Below are 20,684 nucleotides of genomic sequence, written 5' to 3' on the forward strand. Positions count from 1 at the left end.
CCGGCATAGAACGCGAGAGACGAGTTTCGTTCTCGCAGACGGGTTCTCGAGAGGAACAATGCGCGATGCGACGACTGTTGATAATCGGTGGTAACGGAATAATTTCGTGGTGGGTTGCCAAACGCGCTCTCGAGCAGGGATGGCAGGTCACAAACATCAACCGCGGGGTCTCTCACGAGCGTCCGGTCGCAGACGGCGTCGTCGAACTTCGCGGTGACGCTGATGCTCCTGGAAGCATTCGCCGCGCAGTTGCCGGCCGTGAGTTCGATGTAGTTGTCAATTTCCGTGCCTACCGGCCTGAGCAGGTGGCGGCTGACATCGAGACGTTCGCCGGAACGATTAGCCAGTACGTGTTCCTATCGTCTGCGTCGGCGTATCAGAAGCCTGTTGCAGCGCTTCCGATTACTGAGAGCACTCCACTGCGAAATCCGTTCTGGCAGTACTCCCGCGACAAGATCGCTGGCGAGGACCTCTTGACTGCGGCCTATCGAGAGACCGGGTTTCCGTTCACAACTGTCCGCCCGTCGCACACGTATGACGGGGGCAACATGCCTCTCATCGGCGGCTGGACACCGCTCAACCGGATGCTGGCCGGAAAGCCCGTTGTGGTTCACGGGGATGGCACCACGTGGTGGACATTGACGCATTCTCGCGACTTTGCCGAAGCATTTGTCGAGCTCCTGGGTAATCCACACGCCATCGGCAGCGCCATACACATCACATCTGACGAACACCTCACCTGGAACGAGATCGTTCGCACTTTTGCTCGGCTTCTCAACGTTGAGGCACAGGTTGTGCACGTAGCTAGCGAGTCGATCGCTCGCGAACTTCCAGAATTTGGTGGCCGATTACTGGGCGACTACTCGCATTCGGTTTGGTTCGACAACGCGAAGATTCGTCGGCTAGTGCCAGGATGGGTCGCGAGAACAAGATTTGCTGAAGGCGCGCAGGAAGTCATCGACTGGTACTTCACGCCTGAGCGGCGCAAAGTAGACGAGAAGGTTGATTCAGCTTATGACCGCCTTGTAGCTCGGTTCGGCTGACTTAAACTCGCCATCGTCGGCCCCACACCCGGAATTCTGCCATCGTTTGTTGTCGGTTCCGTGTCGATGTTGCTTTTGAGAACTCAGCTTTGCTTATGTCATGCGGCGAAAGCAGCGTGGCGCTGATCCAAGCGTGCACGATCAGGATGATCGCGTCGCCGCTCAGGCATCAGCAGCTGAGTCCCGTACATTTCCTGCAATCAGCGCTTGAGCATCGGCCCATCTACTTCTTGAAGTAGATCGCCATTGATGTGCACGACGTAGTCGGGCGAGATCCCCATGAGGTTGCGGTCGTACGCTGCGTGGTGCATCTTGCACAGAGTGAGCCCGTTCGGCACGACGGCAAGTCCGTCCGCATCGGTATCCGGGACGATATGCGCAGCATCCAAAAGCTCGGGATGTTTGAGGTGGCAAACGGTGCATGTGTTCGCGTAGGCATGCATGACGCGCGCCCGAAACAAAGGCTGATGAAGGCGTTGGCGTGCCATTCGCTCGCCGTATCGGCGTTCGTGGTCCGACATATGAAGCGGGTCACCAAAAAAACGCAGAGAATCGTCGAGTGCAATGAGGAACGTACGATTCGCTTCGTCGTCAGCAACGACGTAAACCGGATACGTCGCAACGCAAACTCCAGGTCGGATGCCGTGAAAGTACACAAGCGGAGCACCGAGTTCATGGGCACGCTTCAGTTTTCGATTGTCCCCGCCTTCTCGGGACTGATAGCGGTAGTGCACGAAACCGTCGTCGGTGACGGCGTCGTCGTAGGGTCCCTTCGAGCTGGTCATAATGCTAAGGGTCGCGTCAAAATCCCGAGGATTCCGGATGCCGCGTGAAGCGTCGAGCAGCGGAATGCGTACCCCGTCGTACGTGTAGTTTGTAAGCTCTTCACGCGAGACCTCGGGCGTGCCGAACTCCAGGCGGCGGTCCAGCCAACGAAAGACGTCTTCGCGGATCGCGTGCTCCTCAAGCATCGAATACATCGATTTTCCTGTTCGGTTTCACCGCGCCGCCGGTGAGTCCAACGTGAACAACTCCAGAATCTGAGGAACGAGTTCTTCTGTACGAGCGTCGATGTCGGCCTCTGTCCAGGCGTCCGAACGTGCAAGAGTCTCATTCAGGCTGATGCCGTTCTTGTACCCGACCGGCCGTCCTTGATTGTCCGTCCGATCACGTTTGTCAGCAAACGACTTGTTGCTCAAGGTGGAGTTGTAGCCGCTCAGGGTCAGATTACCGAGTTTGTGCGCGCTACGTTCCTGAATCTCGCGCGCATTCTCAACGCCGCCGAGGTCGGCTATCCACGTACTCGGCAGTGCCGATCCCTGGGGGAGCACGTGCTCAATCGTCCAGAGATAGACCCGTTTACCGCCGCCCTGCGGGACGCGTTCCCACAAATCCTTTACGGTCTCGCGCGTCATACGAGAACGGGCGAGCGCGATCAAAACAAACCGCGTCACGGCCGAGTTCTCTTCGTATATCGGCCCCCTGAGCTGTGACGTAAACTCGTCATCCGACGCAGAAACAGAAATGAGTCGGTCGAAAACGTGTGCCTTGACAGCCCCCGCGTCGCCAGACGGTGTCGTCTCGATAATGTCGATGAACAGTCTGTCGAGATCGTAAGTCGGCGGGGTGTTCGTAAGATTTCTCCGGATAGAGAACTTCGTGAAAAAGCGAACAAGGTCAGTGATGTCCGAATCGGTGAGCCCCCATCTGGCTCGCTCGACGAGGTAATACATGACGAGCATGTAGGAGGGCGCCGCTTGAGCACGCGCGAGATCCCTGAGCGCATCAGAGAGATGGCTTGAATCATCGGATGCTGTGGAATTGACGATCTTGCCGTAAGCACTCGTCGCTGTGTCCATCCGATCGAGGAACGTCGGCAAGTCCGACTTCAAGATTTCCTCGTACGTTCTGATCAGGTTAGAGCGGGTCGCCACGCTCACGCCCTTGACCCCCAGGTTCCATTCGTTCTTGAACCCGTTATAAAACTGGCGGAAGAAGCGCTCCTGGTCGGTGTAGTCGTCCCCGAGAACATCCAGCCAACGAGACCATGACTCGTAGGCGGACTCCGTTGACGTTCCATCTGTTCGGTCGGCCACGGACAGAATGCTTGTCTTGATGAGGTCGATGGGTGTTAGTGGAAGGCCGCGGTTGTTGAGTGATTCGAAGAGCATGAATGCATCGGCATTCGACTCAACTTCGAGCTTGACAAGTATTGAACGCTTGACGCGACTGTAAAAGCTGAGCAAGCATGCTGTGCGCTGCTCATCGCTTGATTCCACGTAATTGTCGAGACGCTGCTGGAAATGAGAAAGAGCCTTCGCGAGACGGCGTACCCCGACATACGTCGTCGACGGGCCACCGACGTCAAGCCCCGCCTCGCGGAGCAGCGTCAAGTAATCATCACTATTTGAATTCTGGGTCTGGGGACGCAAGCGTGCGCGAGTAGGGTTCCTCAACGTCAGCATTTTTCTGAGACCAACAAGGTCCGCGCGCTGCTCCTCGTCGAGCTCGTCAACGATCATGTTGAGAGACTTATAGAGCGCGAGGAGTAGTAGCGAAAGCGTCGTCATACGCTGTTGACCGTCGACCAGTTCAAGCACTGACTCGTGGGCAGCATCTTGAGTTCGGTTCACGCAAATGATGGTGCCGAGAAAGTGGCCGGATCCACGCTCTTCCTCGAGTAAGTCATCGAACAGCGCATCCCAGTGTGAGCGGCCCCAGGAGTACTCACGCTGGTACGCCGGAATGTGGTAAACGATGTTGGTGTCAGAGCTTAAGAGCTCGTGAAGAGGGTTCTGACCGACGGATTTGATCACCTGTGACTCCAAGGGCGCATTGGAAGGGGCTGGCCATAATATATCGGCCTGCCCCGACATCAACTGCTCTGTTGGAATCTCAACGACTCGACGCATGTTCAGTCTCGTCCGTCGGAGTGCCGCACTGTGAACGTGACTCGCGGAATCATCTTGTACATGCCCCCAGAAGTGGCTACCTACGACTGCACGCATCCGAGGGCATGCTTCGTTAGTCTCGATGTAGTGCGCCCAAAAACTACAGAGGGCGAACGCCGTCGCATATAAAGAGGTACGAGTGACTAATACGGCGCTAACAGCCAGCCCAAAGAGTCAGCTGAACGTCGCGCCGGGGTCGACCGTGATCGTCCGCGATGCTGAGTGGATCGTCACCAGCACCGAGATGACTCAAGACGGCATGAAAGTTTCCGTTCAGGGGCTTTCGGAGCTCGTTCGCGACACGTCGGCCGTGTTTTATGAGTCACTCGACACGATCGCCCCACTCGATCCGCGCGAGGCGCGCGTCGTGGCAGACACGTCGGCAGGATACAAGCGGGCGCGCCTCTGGCTCGACGCCACACTGCGCAAAGGTGCGATTCCGCTCAACGAAGGTAAGCTCACCGTTTCAACGCGGATGCTGTCAGACACCCTCGAGTATCAGCGCAGTGCCGTGCTCAAGGCACTTGACCCCGCGAACCTCAGACCACGCATCCTCATTGCTGACGCCGTCGGCCTCGGGAAGACCATCGAGATCGGCATGATTCTCTCGGAGCTCGTGCGACGTGGGCGCGGCGACCGCACCCTTATCGTCACCCCCAAACACGTGCTCGAGCAGATGCAACACGAAATGTGGACGCGCTTCGGCCTGCCGTTCGTGCGCCTCGACTCCGTGGGTATCCAGCGCGTGCGGCAGCAGCTACCCGCAACGCGCAACCCGTTCAGCCTGTACAAGCGCGTCATCATCTCGATCGACACGCTCAAGCAAGAGAAGTATCTCGCGCACCTCAAGAAACATCGGTGGGATGCCGTCGTGATCGACGAATCGCACAACATCACGGGTGCGACACAGAACAACCGGCTCGCCCGCATCCTCGCCGAGAATGCTGAAGCGCTGCTTCTCGCGTCGGCGACACCACACAACGGGAAGGCGGAGTCGTTCGCCGAGATGATGCGACTACTCGAGCCCACTGCGGTGACGCCGAATGGCGAGGTCATCCCCTCAGAGGTGGAACGCCTCGTCATTCGGCGGCACCGAAACAGCCCCGAGGTTCGCGATGAGGTTGGTGACGATTGGGCCGAGCGGATGCCGTTGCAGAACTTCCGTGTCGATGCATCGCCCGCCGAAAACGCCGTTGCCGACGAGCTGGCTGAGGTATGGCTTCATCCCGACAGCGGATCATCACCATACTCGGGCAGCGTCAAGGGCCTCTTCCCCTGGACGCTCGCGAAGGCGTTCCTCTCATCGCCGGCCGCGCTCGCCGAATCTGTCTCAGAACGAATTCGACGGCTCGGCACCGAGCTCACGAGCGAGCAGCGTCGAGAGCGAGATGCACTTGAACACCTGGGTGAGCTCGCACAGGTCTCTCTGCAGCAACCATCGGCGAAGTACAATCGACTCGTCGAATACATGCGCCACGTGGGAATCAGTAAGTCGTCGAGTGAGCGCATAGTGGTCTTCTCTGAGCGTGTCGCAACGCTGGGCTGGCTGCGCAGCAACATCATGAAAGACTTCGGGCTCGCGGCCGACCAAGTTGAGGTGCTGCACGGCGGTCTCAGCGACGTCGAGCAGCAAGAAATCGTCGAGAGCTTCAAGCAGTCATCATCACGAATCCGCGTCTTGATCACGGGCGACGTTGCGTCTGAAGGCGTCAACCTGCACTCTCAATGCCACGAGCTCGTGCACTTCGATATTCCGTGGAGCCTCATTCGCATTGAGCAGCGCAACGGTCGCATCGACCGCTATGGGCAGCGCAAACGCCCTCAGATCACCACACTGTTGCTCACGCCCAGCAATGACAAGTTCACGGGCGACGTTCGTGTGTTGAAGCGTCTGCTCGAACGTGAAGAAGAGGCGCACCAGCAGCTAGGCGATTCGGGCTCCCTCATGGGCATGTACAGTGCGGAGGCCGAAGAGAAAGCGATCATGACCGTGCTCGATCGCGGCTCCGACCTCGATACTGTCGTTCCCACTGTCGAGAAGGCATTTGCCGCGACTGGCGACGCGATCGGCGCATTGCTCGCCAACATCGCGGCGGCGAGCAGCGAAACCGCCGTTGAGAAGGAGGAACCCTATAAGGGCAGCGGATTGTTCGCCTCAGACCTCGATTACCTCACAACCGCTCTTTCTGAGGTCTACTCAACGCCCGCCGCCAACGAGTCGCACGGCGGCGTATCGTGGCGCGAGCACCGCGAACACGGCACCGCAGAACTGACCCCGCCACGCGATCTCGCTCAACGCCTGAAAGTGCTGCCGCAGAGCTATCTCACCGCACGCAACGTCACCGAGCACTTCGCCCTGGCGACCACCCGCCAGCGGGCATCGGCGCTGCTGAAAGACGCGGTGAACAGCCCAGACAGCACAACGATATGGCCCGAAGCACACTATCTCGGCCCGCTCCACCCCATTCTCGACTGGATGAGCGACCGCGCCCTGTCAGAGCTCAGCCGCAATGAGGTCTTCGCGGTACAAACGTCGGTTTCCCACCCCACAGTTTTGGTGCAGGGCTCGCTCACAAACCGCCGTGGCCAGGTTGTCGCGCTGTCGTTCATGACCGTCGCATTCCCGAACCCCGATAACCCCTCATTTGCGCTGGTCGAAACACACGGCAACGCGCGCGCCGCCATTGAAGAAATGGGGCTCACCACGTCGCTCGTGAATACCGGGCGACCCCTTGATATCGGCACGGCGCAACGGTTGGTTCCCGTCGCATACGCCAAAGCAGAATCGAACATTGAAGAAGTGGTGCGGTCATCGCGCGAAGACATCACGAACCGCGTCAGCGCATGGCGCGATCGTGTCGACGAGTGGAAGTCGGATGCCGCCACGCTCACACAAATTCACTCCCTGCGATCCCGCGCACATACAGTCGACCAAGAGCGCGAGATTGCCGAGTCAATGTTGCCCAACCAACGTCTCATTCGCCCGTTGCTTGTGGCAATGCCCGCGGACGAGGAGGCATAACGCATGATCAGTGACGCCATCATCGTCGGTGAAGAGTGGATCAGCGAACACTACTTCACTACCTCGTCGACGAAACAGTCGTTTCAGGCGCGTGTCATCGAACGGCGCAAGGCATGGGATGCTGACGCGAAAGACGGCATCGAAACACCCAAGACGCGCTTCTCGGCAGTGAGAGGCGAGCTCTCGAAAGAGTTCTCGACCCTCGCAGAGCAGACCGACGCAGCTGCGGTCGATGTCGCGCTCGACGGCGTTGACGCTGAGCGTCTTCGCGAGAAGATCTACCGGCCGCTTCTGCATGCGCTGGGGTTTGATCGCGGAGGGTTGACGGCGACAGCATCCGGGCCGCTCACGGTAGTGGCACCAGCTGACATCGAGGATGCCTCGGCAGTCGCGGTGATTGAAGGGGCTCCCGCAGCGACGCTTGAAGACCTGTTTGCGAAAGATGGCGCGACGCTTCTTGAACCCTTCGTGCCCGACGACGACGAGAACCATCCCGTTACGTCGGTCGCGCGGTTGCTTTCGCGCGTGTTTCTGCACGAAGCCCCGCCCACGTATGCGCTGGTTTGTGCCGGTCGATGGATGCTCCTGGCCGAACGCACGCGGTGGCCCGAGGGTCGCTACCTCGCGATCGACATTCAGCTGGTGGTCGACCGCAACGACACGAAACGGGGAGGCGAGCTCGACACCGCGCTTGCCTGTATCGATGCGGACTCGCTGCTGCCGCAGCCGGATGGCACTGTGTGGTGGGACGACGTTCTTGACGAATCCGTTGCTCACACCGTGGGGGTATCCAAAGACTTGCGCGAGGGCGTGCGCCGCTCCATCGAGATCATCGGCAACGAGGTTGTGGAACGGCGTCAGGCACAGGGTCGAGAGCCCTTGCCGCAAGATCAGGCGCAGGTGCTCGCACAACAAGCACTGCGGTATCTCTACCGCATCCTGTTCCTTCTCTATGCCGAGTCGTCGCCCGAGCTTGACGTTCTTCCCGTAGGTGACGCGGAGTACGACGAGGGGTACGGCCTGTCACGGTTCCGTGAACTCGTGCAGGTTGAGCTGACGCATGCGGGTAAAGATCGTACCCACTTCTATGACTCGTTGGCGACGCTTTTCGAGCTAGTCGATCAGGGGCATACTGCGAGGCACGACGACGCGAGCGGAGACGCACAGGGGCTCACATTCAATAGTCTCAAGGCAGACCTCTTCGAACCGCGCGCGACAGCGCTCATCGACGAGGTCGGCCTCGGTGATGGGGCCCTCCAGCGCGTGCTCGGCTACCTGTTGTTGAGCCGAGAGCAGCGCGGCCGAGAGCGTGGGTTCATCAGCTACGCAGAACTCGGCATCAACCAGCTCGGCGCGGTGTATGAGGGCCTCATGTCGTATACGGGTTTCTTTGCCGAAACCGATCTTTACGAGGTCGCGAAGGCAGGCGACGACTCCAAGGGCTCGTGGGTCGTTGCTACCGACAAAGCAGACGACATCCACCCCGACAACTTCGTCAAGACCGAAAATCCGATCACCGGCGAAGAGGTCTCTGTTCTCCACAAGCAGGGCAGCTTCGTCTATCGGCTCGCTGGGCGTGAGCGCCAGCAGTCTGCTTCGTATTACACCCCAGAGGTGCTCACGAAATTCGTGGTCTCGCAGGCGCTCGAAGAACTTCTTGATCAAGACGGTCACACGACCACGGCCGCCGAGATACTCGACCTCACGGTGTGCGAGCCGGCACTGGGCTCGGGCGCGTTCGCCATCGAAGCCACGCGTCAGCTCGCTGCCGAATATCTCACGCGCAGGCAGAACGAGACGGGCGAACGCATCGACCCCGATGCGTATCCGCAAGAACTGCAGCGCGTGAAAGCATCGATTGCTCTGCACCAAGTGCACGGTGTCGACCTCAACGCCACTGCGGTCGAGCTCGCCGAGATCTCGCTCTGGCTCGACACCATGGTCGCGGGGCTCCAGGCACCGTGGTTCGGGCTGCGCCTACGGCGGGGAAACTCTCTCATCGGCGCACGGCGCGCGGTGTACTCGCGCGACGAGGTCTTCACGAAGTCCTGGCTCAAGGATGTTCCACGCCCCGTCCCCATGGCCGAGCTCGCAGAGAACTTGCGCAACGAACGTATTGCAGGCAAGACAGCAGGGCGCATTCACCACTTCTTGCTTCCAGCCCTGGGCTGGGGCAGCGCCGTTGAAGCGAAAGAGGCCAAGCAATTGGCGCCCGAAGCGCTCGCCGCGCTCAAGGTATGGCAGAAGTCGGTGCGTACGAAACCGACGAAGAAGCAGATCGATCGTCTGGTAGGGCTGAGCTTCCGAGTGGAGCGGTTATGGCAGTTCGCGCTGCGTCGGCGCGAGATCGCCGAGAAGCAGGCCCGACGCGACATCGATTTGTGGCGTGACCCACGAGAGACAATTCAGGATGCCGCGGGGCCCCGCTCCGTGACCCGCCACGAGATCGAGCGCGAACTTGGTGACCCCGATGGTGCATGCCAGCGGCTTCGTCGGGTGATGGATGCGTGGAACGCGCTGTGGTTCTGGCCGTTGACAACGACACTGACGGGAGAAGCGACACCGCCGACGCTGGACGAGTGGCTTGACGGCCTGACGGAGATTCTGGGCGAGCACCACGAAGCGTCGACTCGAGAACGCCGCGCGGCGGCACACGGGCAGGTCACGTTCTCGTTGCCGACGGAGTGGTATGCGCTCGGGGATGCCGAGAAAGAAGAACTGATCTACGCAAACGCGAAATCGATCGCCGAGATCAAGCGCGAGCGCCCGTGGGTCGCTGCCGCGGAGCGCATTGCGAATGATCACGGATTCTTCCATTGGGAGCTCGACTTTTCGACCGTCTTTGCTCGCCGGGATGGATTCGACCTGCAGGTCGGAAACCCACCGTGGGTGCGGCCGCGCTCAGACGTCGATGCGCTGCTAGCCGAAGGAGACCCCTGGTGGCAGCTTGCCGTCAAACCGACGCAGAGCCAGGTCGCCGAAATGCGCGAGAAGACACTCGCGATTGACGGCGTGCGTGAAACCGTACTTGACGGAACGACAGACATCGCGGTCACCGCGGCCTTTGTCGGCGATCCAATCGCATACCCACACCTCGCGGGTCTTCAACCCGATCTCTATCGCTGTTTCATGGAGCAGACCTGGCGCAACGCAAGTGGACAAGGAACGATCGGGCTCATTCACCCAGAGACACATTTTACGGATGAGAAGGCCGGTGTGCTGCGCGCAGCAGCATACGAGCGCTTGCGGCGGCATTGGCAGTTCATTAATGAACTCCAGCTTTTCGAGATTGATCACCATGTCTCCTACGGTGTGCACGTCTATTCCGCTGCTTCTGCCGTAGCTTTTGAGAATGCGGCCAATTTGTATCACCCAGATACTGTCCAGAGCTCGCAGAAGCACAATGGCGAAGGTCCTGAATCGGGAATTAAGAACACCGAAGGAAAGTGGGATCTCCGCGCACACAACAGCCGCATCACGACGGTGACCGACGAGACGCTGCAGACATGGCACGCACTGCTCGAAGGCGATGACGTTCCCGTGCGGCAGAGCCGTATGGTGTACGCGGTGAACCGGTCGACGGCGAACGTGCTCGCGAAGCTTGCCGAGGCGCCGCGGTTGGGCGACCTCGGGCTCGAGTTCTCGTCTGGATGGCACGAGAAGAATGACCGGACAAAGGGGTATTTTGACGTCGGCTGGGGTCCCGTCGAGTCGTGGAACGACGCGATCTTGCAGGGTCCGCACCTGTTCGTCGCGACGCCGTTCTATAAGTCGCCGAACGAGTCGATGAAGCACAACCAGGACTGGACGGCAGTCGACCTCGAGGCGCTCGAACCCGACGCGCTGCCGGTCACGGCGTACAAGCCGGCGAAGTCTCCGGCCGAGTACGACGCCGCCTATACGCACTGGGGCGACGACCGCGTCCCGGCCCGCGACCACTACCGCATCGCTTGGCGTAACATGGCCGCGAACACGGGCGAACGCACCCTGATTCCGGCGATCATCCCGCCCGGCGCCGCCCACGTCGATGGTTTGTTCTCACTCGGTATTCCTGCGGAGACCGTGGGCACGCTTGTTGCAGCGTCCGGATTCATGTCCTCACTCGTAAATGACTTTGCAATACGCGTAGCGCCGAAATCGACGATTCGAGCAGGGGCGGCGAGCAGACTGAGCTTTGTGCATGACTGCATGCTCAGGGACGAGCTAGCGCTGCGTGCACTGAGACTCGCGTGCGTCACCGACGTCTTTTCAAGTTTGTGGGAGGAAGCCTTCGATAGTCGATTCCAGAAAGTTGATTGGGCTGCTCGACCGCTCCCTGACACTGTGGGTTTGGGAGAAGTCGGTAGCGGATGGGACGAATCAGTACCACTCCGCCGGGACATCGACCGCCGCCAGGCACAACTTGAGATTGATGCGATCGTTGCACTCATGCTCGGACTGACCGCCGACGAGCTCTGCACCATTTACCGTACGCAGTTTGCCGTGCTCTATGGATACGACCGAAACTCGTATTTCTACGATGCCAACGGGCGTCTCGTGCCGAACCAGGTGTTGAAGGAGTGGCGCAAGAAGGGCGATGCGATCGCTGACGAAGACCGGAAGGCGACGCATCCCGGATCGGGCGTTGAGTACACCTACGAGTTACCGTTCCTGACGCTTGACCGAGAGGCTGACATGCGTCAGGCATACGCGCACTTCGAGCGGATTCTTCAGGAGCGGTCATGAGTGAAAACGAGCTGCTTCCCTCACGGCAAGCCGCGGAGGTTCGCACTGCTCTTGTCGAGTACATCACGACCACGTTCGCGCTGTCCGACAAAGAGACGCAGGGGTCACTGAGCCGGTTTCTTGAAGACCCCGACAAGGGCGTGTTCCGCGGACCGTTTGCCCGCGTGCGGTTGCCGTTTCGTGCGGCCGATCCGGGGTGGCGCGACTGTCTTGAATGGTACGAAGGGTTCGAACCCTACGGTCACCAGGCACACGCGTTCGAACGGCTGAGCAGTTTCAATATCGGCGCAGAAGTCGATGGCGAGATCAAGGAACGTCCGCTCCCCACGGTTGTCACAACAGGTACGGGGTCGGGTAAGACCGAATCGTTCTTCTACCCGATTCTTGACCACGTGCTTCGCGAGAAGCGGGTGGGTCGAGGTGGCGTCAAAGCACTGATTTTGTACCCGATGAACGCGCTCGCCAACGACCAGGCTCGTCGACTAGCGGGCATGCTGAGCACGCATGAAGACCTTGCCGGAATTCGCGCGGCACTCTATACCGGGCAGAAGAGTTCGGAACGCACGGTGATGACGGATACCGAGCTCATCACTAAGCGCTCGTCGATCCGCTCTGACCCACCCGACATTCTGCTGACGAACTACAAGATGCTCGACCAGCTTCTGCTGCGGCCCGAGGATCACCCCCTGTGGGAGAAGAGCGCGCTGAGCTTGCGATACCTCGTGCTCGACGAGTTCCACACTTATGACGGGGCACAGGGCACCGATGTCGCGATGCTGCTGCGGCGGCTCGGCATGTCACTGAAGCGGAGCTGGCCGGAGCAGCATCCAGATCTCACCGACGACGTGCGTGAGCGCACGCTTGGGCTCATGACGCCTGTCGCTACGTCGGCAACGCTGGGCGATAAAGGCGACCCGGCCGCAATGTTGAGTTTTGCGCAGACCGTGTTTGGTGAGCCATTTGCCGAAACAGCAGTGGTGACCGAGACGCGGCTCAACGCCGATGAATGGTCTCGCGGCGCGGACGAACGACTTCGCGAACGCAAGTTCGTGCCGGATGAAGAGGTGGGGAACGAGTTCGTTTCCGGCATCGTCTCTGCACTCGACGGAGTGACTACTCCTGAAACGATCGCCTTGGAAATGCTGGGGTGGTTGTATCGCGAACGTATTCCCCACCCTGAGACGGGTATTTCGGAGCCGGTTCCACGGCGTGACATCGATCTGAGCGACACGGCGCTGATTCTGGACCTCATCAAACGGCATCCGTTTGTGCATTCGCTCATTGAAGAAGCGACAGTTGCGGTGTCGCTTGATGATCTCGCCGATCGCGTTCTTCCCCGAGGGCTTTTGGCAGACGAAACCCCCGAAGGGCGTACACTCCAGCGTCGCGAATTCATCACACTCGTGCTCGCCATGCTGAGCCACGTGAGATACCTCGTCGGCAACCAAGCACTGTCGATCGACGTGCACCTGTGGACGCGTGCGTTGAGCCGTCTCGACCGCGTGGCCGGGCCGACCGCGTCGTTCAGATGGACCGATGACGGCGGTGTCGACATTTTCGACAACGATGATCCATTTAGCGATGAGGGGCGTGAAGCGTTTCCCGCCATCTACTGTCGGCACTGCGGTCGCAGCGGATGGGGGATCGAACTGGCGCCGACGGGCAAGGACCTCGCCACGACAGACACCGATATTCGGCGAAACCACGCGAGCAAAGACAACAATCGATTCCGCCCGCTTATTTTCGCCCCCGCTGAGGCCGATCTTGTAGAAAGCACTGATGTTGAGGTGCCGGGGCTGGCCTGGTTCTATATCTCCGAGCGTGCGTTGAGCAGTCAGGTGCCCGAGGAGAACTCCGTCGATATTGAAAATGGAACGGCTCTTCCGGTGCTGACCCACCTTGGCGATGACGCCGGGGATGCCTCGCACGACGACACGTGCCCGTCGTGCGGACGCGTCAACAGCATCCGATTTATGGGTAGCGCCATCGCTACCATGCTCTCGGTGTCAATCACCTCACTGTTCGGTGAAGCCGATCTTGACGCGGCAGAGAAGAAGGCGCTCGTCTTCACCGACAGCGTGCAGGATGCGGCACATCGTGCCGGGTTCGTACAGAGCAGGGCACATGTCTTCGGCTTCAGAAACGCGATCTATCAGGCCGTTGGGGAGGGCGCTCGCTCGCTCGATGACGTCGTCGAGGCGCTCCTGCGTGGGGCCGAGGGCGATGCTCACAAGAGGTATCGTCTGCTCGCTCCCGAGATTGCCGACCATGAGAAGTTCGCCGAGTTCTGGAAGAACCCGAGCTCGACCGCGAACCGGCTTCTGGCGCGGGTGAAGGAACGCCTGCGTCTTGACGTTGCGCTGGAGTTTGGTCTGCAGTCGCGCACCGGTCGCACACTCGAACTGACCGGAACTCTCGCGGCGCAGGTCGATGCGGGTGAACCCATGTTGCTTGAGAACATCGGTCGGCGGGTGCTCACCGGGTACGAGCGTCAAGAGATGCTTGGTGAGGATGCCCCAGACGTCGTAGACAGTAGCGTGATCGTGATGTGGGTGCGTGGTGTGCTCGAGCGCATGCGTGACCGTGGAGCGATCGAGCACGACTGGTTCAAGAGGTATGTCGAGAACGACGGCAAGCGGTACTGGGTGTGGGGAGGCCGCAAGCGCAACGTGGGAATGCCCGCGTTTCCTGCGGGACGGGATGCGCCGGGATATCCGCGCGTGGGAAACCAAGCGCCCGGCGGAACCGACAACAAACGCACGCACCTTGACGTCGTGACTTCCGCCCAGAGTTGGTTTGCGATCTGGGCACGCGACGTCCTGAAAGTATCAGCGGCCGACGGCGCACGCATGAGTCGGATGCTGCTGACCGAACTTGAGCGGGCAGACATCGTGACCTCTGTGCCGATTGTGTCGGGTGGTGCGACGGCGTACCAGCTCAGCATGCGATCGGTCACCGTGCAGCGCATCACTGAGAGCGAGCGCAAAGCGGGAAGCGTTCTTCTCGTGTGTGGCGTGTGCCGAAACCCGGTGCCCGGTACCCCCGAGGTTGTGACGCAGCTCGACGGTGCACCGTGCTTTGCAGCGCGGTGTCCCGGCACACTGCACAGCGCCGAAACCGGAGGGGACTTCTACCGCAAGCTCTACAGCGAGGGTGACGTTCGTAAGGTCGTGGCGCGCGAACACACGAGCCTGCTTGAGGATAAGGTTCGGCTCGAGTACGAGACCGAGTTCAAAGAGTCTGACTCCACACCGAACGCCCCAAATGTGCTTGTCGCAACGCCCACACTTGAGATGGGTATCGATATCGGTGACCTCTCGACGGTGATGCTCGCCGGTATTCCACGCACGGTGGCGTCGTACCTGCAACGCGTGGGTCGGGCTGGCCGTCTGACGGGCAACGCGCTGTCGCTGGCGTTCGTCAACGGCCGCGGTGAGCAGTTGCCCAAGATCGGCGACCCGCTGTCTGTGATCAACGGACAGGTGCGCCCACCGGCGACGTACCTCAACGCTGAAGAGATTCTGCGGCGGCAGTACATCGCGTCGATCATCGACCGGGGCGTGGCTGATGGGCCCGAACCGCCACGACAGGCCCAAGCATTGTTCGCCAGTACAGAGCCGGGGAGTTTTCTGGGCGATCTCATCGACCGGGCTGAGGCAAACCATGCCTCGTACCTCACAGAGTTTCTCTCGGGATTCTCAGAGCTCGCACCCGAAGTTGAGACTGGTTTGCGTGACTGGGCGACGCCACGCGACAACGTGCGTTCGAGTGGACTTGCTCGAGACGTTCTTGACGCCAGTATGCGCTGGAACGACGAGTACAGCGCCCTGAATTTTCGTCGTGACGAAGTTGAGCGGTCACTGGCCGGGCTGGAGAAAGAAGCAAACTCCCCGGCGAACAAGGGTAATGACACGTACCAACTCGATCTGAATTCGGCGCAGGCCTCGGCGCGGCTGCTCGGCCGTCTCATGAAAGACATGGCGACCGACCCGTGGGTGAGCACCCTCGAGCGATACGGGCTGCTGCCGAACTACACGCTGTTTGACGATTCCGTTGAGCTCGATGTGATGTTGAACTGGATCGACCCCGACACTGGTGAATATCAGAATGACGGCCAGAACTATGGCCGACAGGCATCCATCGCACTTCACGAGCTTGCTCCGGGCGCTACGTTCTACGCTCAGGGCCTCGAAGTTAACGTCGATGCTGTTGACCTCGGCGTCGATGCGAGCGCCGTGCGCAGTTGGGCGTTTTGCCCCGCGTGCGGGTACGGCCTTGACGTTGAACTAACCCCCATGCCTGCCACGTGCCCACGATGCGGTGCCGAAGGTCTCAACGATGTGGCCCAACGCATGAACGTCGTTGAGCTGACCAAAGTGTCGGCCGAGGTGCGGCGTGATGAAGCATCCATCGGCGACTCTCGTGACGAGCGAGTGAAAGAACGCTTTGCCGTGCGCTTGATGGCTGACATTGACCCCGCGAGCGTTGAAAACCCTTGGTTTGTCACGCAGAACGACTTCGGAATCAAGCCGCTGCGTTCCGTTGACATTCGGTGGCTTAATCTTGGTAAACAGACGGTATTTGGTTCTCCACGGATGCTGTCTGGTGAAGAGACCATCGCGCCGCTTTTCCGCGTGTGCAGGCACTGCGGCAAACTCGATTCAAGTGCCAACGCCAACACGAATCGAGAGCACCGCCCGTGGTGCCCGCAGCGTAAGAAGCCTGACGAAGATGTTGTGTCGATCGCGTTGAGCCGCACCTTGACAACCCAGGGCGTCGTCATGCGACTTCCGGCACAGCTGACTCTCGGCGATAGCCTCGCGGTACCGAGTTTCGTTGCCGCCTTCCTCTTGGGATTGCGCGAGCGGATCGGCGGAGACCCCGACCACATTCGCGTGGAACGAATTACCGACCCCTTCTTGAGCGACGGGAGCGAAAACACGCAAGCGCTCCTCATTCACGACACGGTTCCCGGGGGAACGGGATACCTGGCCGAGATCGCTGACCCTGACAGCATCCGTGACATTTTGATGCGGGCTCTTGACATCGTTCGTGATTGTGACTGCCAAAACGAGGGCCGGCGCGCATGCCACCATTGCGTGCTGCCATACGCGCCGTCTACTGCGCTCGATCGGGTGGCACGAACGAGCGCACAAAATGCGCTTGAAGCCGTTCTGCTCATTGGCCCAGAGAGGGAGGCGCAGGAGTGGGAGATCACTCGCGAGCAACCCAAAGCCCAAGACCCGCCGTTGGAATCGAAGTTTCGCAAAGTCTTCATCGAGCGTGCGACCTCGTTGGGCGCTGCAGTATCGGAGACGCCAACTGACCGCGGCAATAAGGTCAGCGTCACTTTCCCTGCGAGCGGCCGCAAGTGGGTTCTCGAGCCACAGGTTCAGGTGAAAAACACGGTGCCCGACTTCGTGTTGCAGCAGCATGGCGGGGGTGCGCTGCCGATCGCGATATACACGGATGGCCGTGCGTTCCACGCGTCTGTGACGCACAATCGGATTGCCGATGACGCCCAGAAACGGCGGATGCTGCGCGGCTTGGGCTATCTCGTCATGGGAGTCACTTGGGACGACGCGGATCGCGCTGAAACAGGCGAAGAGATCAGTGAGGCCTGGTGGTTCAGCGAATCGTTCGCGCGGCAAATAGCTCCGGCGTTCGAGCTGCCTGCTTCGCAGCTGCCTGGCGTGTTTGCAAACCCTCTGACGCGGTTAATGGAGTGGATGCAAGATCCCGATGGTTCTCGAGAGAGGTGGGTGAAGCTCGCTGAGGCTCTGCCGTTGCTCACCATGAGCCCGGGCGGCCAGCAGGTCATTGATGAATCAGGTTCGGCGCGCCAGCTTGCTGTTCGGGCGGTCACCGGTGATCTGCAACCGGCGCCACAGTCGGCGGCCTGGGTCGTGCAGAAGGGCGCGCTCACGCTCAGTGGTGTGCTCAAAGACGGCAGCGGCCATTCAGAGGTTGTGCTGGCTCTCGACGACTCTGATGACGCGTTTGCAAGCGAGGGATTTGCACGCGAGTGGAAGCTGTGGCTGCACTGGTCAAACATTCTCGGCGCTCGAAATGACGGCGAGAAGAGCCTCGAGATCGTGGCCACGAGTGAGCTGGGTACACCGCAGAGCAGTGCGGTCGCGGCATCCATTCCTCACGATGTGTCGTCGGAGTGGGCCTCAACGTTTGAGGTGGCAAGCGATGACGAACGCGTCTTGCTTGAAGAGCTGTCGGTGGTGCACGACATGATCGTCCCCGAGGTGGGAATCGAAGTGGGTGACGGTATTCCGGTTGGTATTGCGTGGCCGGGGCGGAAGCTCGCGATCGATTCTGATCTTGATGAGCAGTCGAGACTCGAGCTGCGAGATTTGGGTTGGACGATCGTGTCGGCTGATCCTGACGCGATTGTGCGAGCACTCGAAAGTGAGTTGGGGTAGGGGGAATCGATGGCGAACTTGATCATGACGAAGGTCAAAGGCCAGAACTTCGACAAGAACACCAAGGCGAAGATCTACGCGTTTCTCGAGAAATTCACGACCGATGAAACAAGCGCCGGTCTGCATATTGAGAAGATGAACCAGGCGGTCGATTCGCGTGCCCGAACGGCGCGCGTGGACCAGAGTCTGCGCGCGGTGTTGTATCTGCTTGAACCTGTCGGCGGCGAGCGTACCTACGTGTATGCGGGAACGTGGGAACATGACGAAGCCATCGAGAGGGCTCGGACGCGCACGTTTCGCACGAACCCGGTGAGTGGGGTTGCCGAGCTCGTCGATATGTCGATTGAAGCTCCGAGCATCGATTACACCCCGGCGCCGCCCCAAGCGAGCGGCGTCGGTTCTGTGACCGAAGCGACCGAGAGCACGACACAACAATCGGTGCCGCTGCTTGAGAGTCTGAACTATTCGGTCTCGAGCCTCACCGAGGTATTCGGGTTCAGTGACGAGTTAGCGACGCGAGCATTTGCTCAACTCACCGAGGATGCTCTGTTGGAGTTCGCAGCCTCACTTGAGAACGACTGGCAGGGCGCCGTGCTCCTTGACATGGCCGTGGGTAAGTCAATCAGCGACATCAAAGCCGATCTGCAGATTGACGATGAGTATGTGTCGCTCGATGACCAGAAGAGCGAAGATGACAAGCTAGTCGCTGCTCTGCAGCATCCGGCCGCACGCATGCAATTCACGCTCGTTGATAACAATGATGAGCTGCGACGCGTGATCGAAGGTGGCGACTTTGGCGCCTGGCGGGTGTTCTTGCACCCGGAGCAGCGTCGCTACGCCGACCCGACCAAGCCATACAACGGTCCATTCCGTCTCAGTGGTGGCGCCGGCACGGGGAAAACAGTTGTGCTGCTTCACCGTGCACGCAACCTGGCGAAGCAGAATCCCAACGCACGCATTGTGTTGACGACTTTCACGAGGGCGTTGTCTGGCAACCTAGAACGTGACCTTGAGCGTCTTGACCCTGACGTACCAATTGCTTCAGAACTGGGTCAGCCCGGTATTCGTGTGCTGGGAATCGATCAGATTGCGGCGGCGGTTCGTAGTCGCAATGGATCGTTCTCTGAGGCGGCGATTGACGTGCTGGGGTACCGAGTCGAATCGACCTTTCGGCCGGGGCGGAATCAGGACGGATGGGGCGAAGCGATCGCCGAAGTTGCTCCAGACTTGCCGCCCGCAATCGCCAACAAAGCATTCTTCGAGGCCGAGTACCTGCAAGTGATTCTTCCGAATGCCCTGACAGAGGAAGCCGACTACTTACGGGTGCGCAGACCCGGGCGTGGTGTGGCACTTGATCGCAAGAAGCGGATGCTCGTGTGGAGCGTCGTTGAGCGATACCGGAAGAACTCAAAACTCGAAGGCAGAGTCTCATTCGCAGAGATCGCGATGATTGCCGCACAGTGCGCCGAGCAATCGGGAGAATCGCGCTTTGCCGACCACCTGCTGATTGACGAGGGCCAAGATCTCAGCGCCGCGCATTGGAAGCTCATGCGGGCTCTCGTTCCAGAGGGGCAGAACGATCTCTTCATCGCTGAAGACACGCACCAGCGCATCTATGGGCAGCATGTTGTTTTGTCGCGGTATGGAATCAACATCGTGGGGCGCTCGCGACGCCTGACGCTGAACTATCGCACGACCGAGCAGAACCTTCGGTACGCGTTGTCGATTCTCGAAGGCGGCGAGTATGTGGATGCCGAGAATGGTGAAGAGACGATTGGAGGGTATCGTTCCTCTCGTTTGGGGCCTGAGCCACGACTCGTGAAGGCTTCAAGCACGCCGGAACTTCTGTCCTCTACCGCTGAGTGTGTGCAGAACTGGCTAGACGAGGGTGTCAAACCTGAGACGATCGCTGTCCTTGCTCATCGCAATGACGATCTTGTGGCCATCTCAGAAGGCCTCGCGCAGCGAGGGATACCGGCTACCGTGTTGAAGTCAGCCTCGCTCACTGGCGAGAGACCCGTCGTGCTCACAATGCACACTGCAAAGGGGATGGAGTTCTCGCGTGTCATCCTTTATGACATTTCCGAGGGTACCTACCCGCCATCGTGGGCGACATCGGATGTGGCCCCGGAAGACGTCGCTGACGTCGAACTGCGCTTCCGCTCGCTTCTCTATGTCGCGGCCAGTCGTGCCCGCGATGAGCTTGTCGTTTCATTTGTTCGCCACTTGTCGAAGATTATTGCTGGCGCATTGCGCTTGCCTTGAACATGAGCCAGCTGGACCGAGCCCAGACAGCCGTCTGGCCCGCATGTAACGCTCGACGTCACACTTTGAAGGGGAATCAATGAGGATTACGGAAGCCACCGTTAGGAACTACAGATCGATTGGTCGACAGACGCATTTCGCGCTCTCCGATCTAACCACGCTCATTGGGCCAAACAACGAAGGTAAGAGTAACCTCCTTCGGGCTCTCGCACTTGGGCTTAGAGTCATTGATGCATGGGGCAGA

Annotated in this window: 7 protein-coding genes and 1 pseudogene; 6 read left to right on the top strand and 2 right to left on the bottom strand. The window is 59.8% G+C overall.

The genetic code is table 11. From position 1 onward, the window contains the following. Positions 1–65 precede the first annotated feature (65 nt). On the top strand, positions 66–1,043 hold the full coding sequence (locus ATJ78_RS04145; protein WP_098406444.1) for an NAD-dependent epimerase/dehydratase family protein: 978 nt from the start codon (positions 66–68) through the stop codon (positions 1,041–1,043). Between the two features lie 200 nt (positions 1,044–1,243). On the opposite strand, the gene ATJ78_RS04150 is transcribed toward ATJ78_RS04145, so the two are convergent. Further along, positions 1,244–2,023 carry an HNH endonuclease gene (locus ATJ78_RS04150; protein ID WP_211288425.1) on the bottom strand — a complete coding sequence of 260 codons (780 nt, stop codon included), beginning with the start codon at positions 2,021–2,023 and terminating at the stop codon, positions 1,244–1,246. A gap of 18 nt (positions 2,024–2,041) precedes the next feature. Beyond that, positions 2,042–3,859, bottom strand: a complete 1,818-nt coding sequence (locus tag ATJ78_RS04155; RefSeq protein ID WP_169923383.1) for a DUF262 domain-containing protein — start codon at positions 3,857–3,859, stop codon at positions 2,042–2,044. A gap of 274 nt (positions 3,860–4,133) precedes the next feature. Between ATJ78_RS04155 and ATJ78_RS04160 the strand changes: the two genes are divergently transcribed. From ATJ78_RS04160 to ATJ78_RS16300, 5 genes and pseudogenes are all read left to right on the top strand, one after another. Next, positions 4,134–7,016: a helicase-related protein gene (locus ATJ78_RS04160; RefSeq protein ID WP_245836197.1), complete on the top strand. Its 2,883-nt coding sequence runs from the start codon at positions 4,134–4,136 to the stop codon at positions 7,014–7,016. Positions 7,017–7,019: 3 nt separating this feature from the next. Beyond that, positions 7,020–11,741, top strand: coding sequence for an Eco57I restriction-modification methylase domain-containing protein (locus tag ATJ78_RS04165; protein WP_098406446.1), 4,722 nt, complete (start codon positions 7,020–7,022; stop codon positions 11,739–11,741). Further along, positions 11,738–18,175: a DEAD/DEAH box helicase gene (locus ATJ78_RS04170; RefSeq protein ID WP_098406447.1), complete on the top strand. Its 6,438-nt coding sequence runs from the start codon at positions 11,738–11,740 to the stop codon at positions 18,173–18,175. The genes ATJ78_RS04165 and ATJ78_RS04170 overlap by 4 nt, the downstream gene beginning before the upstream one ends. Positions 18,176–18,199: 24 nt before the next feature. Then, positions 18,200–20,440: a 3'-5' exonuclease gene (locus tag ATJ78_RS04175; RefSeq protein ID WP_245836373.1), complete on the top strand. Its 2,241-nt coding sequence runs from the start codon at positions 18,200–18,202 to the stop codon at positions 20,438–20,440. 79 nt (positions 20,441–20,519) lie between these two features. Next, positions 20,520–20,639, top strand: a pseudogene (locus ATJ78_RS16300) (AAA family ATPase); the annotation flags it as partial. Positions 20,640–20,684: the final 45 nt, after the last annotated feature.

This window comes from Paramicrobacterium agarici (genome assembly GCF_002563955.1).
Taxonomy (GTDB): Bacteria; Actinomycetota; Actinomycetes; order Actinomycetales; family Microbacteriaceae; genus Paramicrobacterium; species Paramicrobacterium agarici.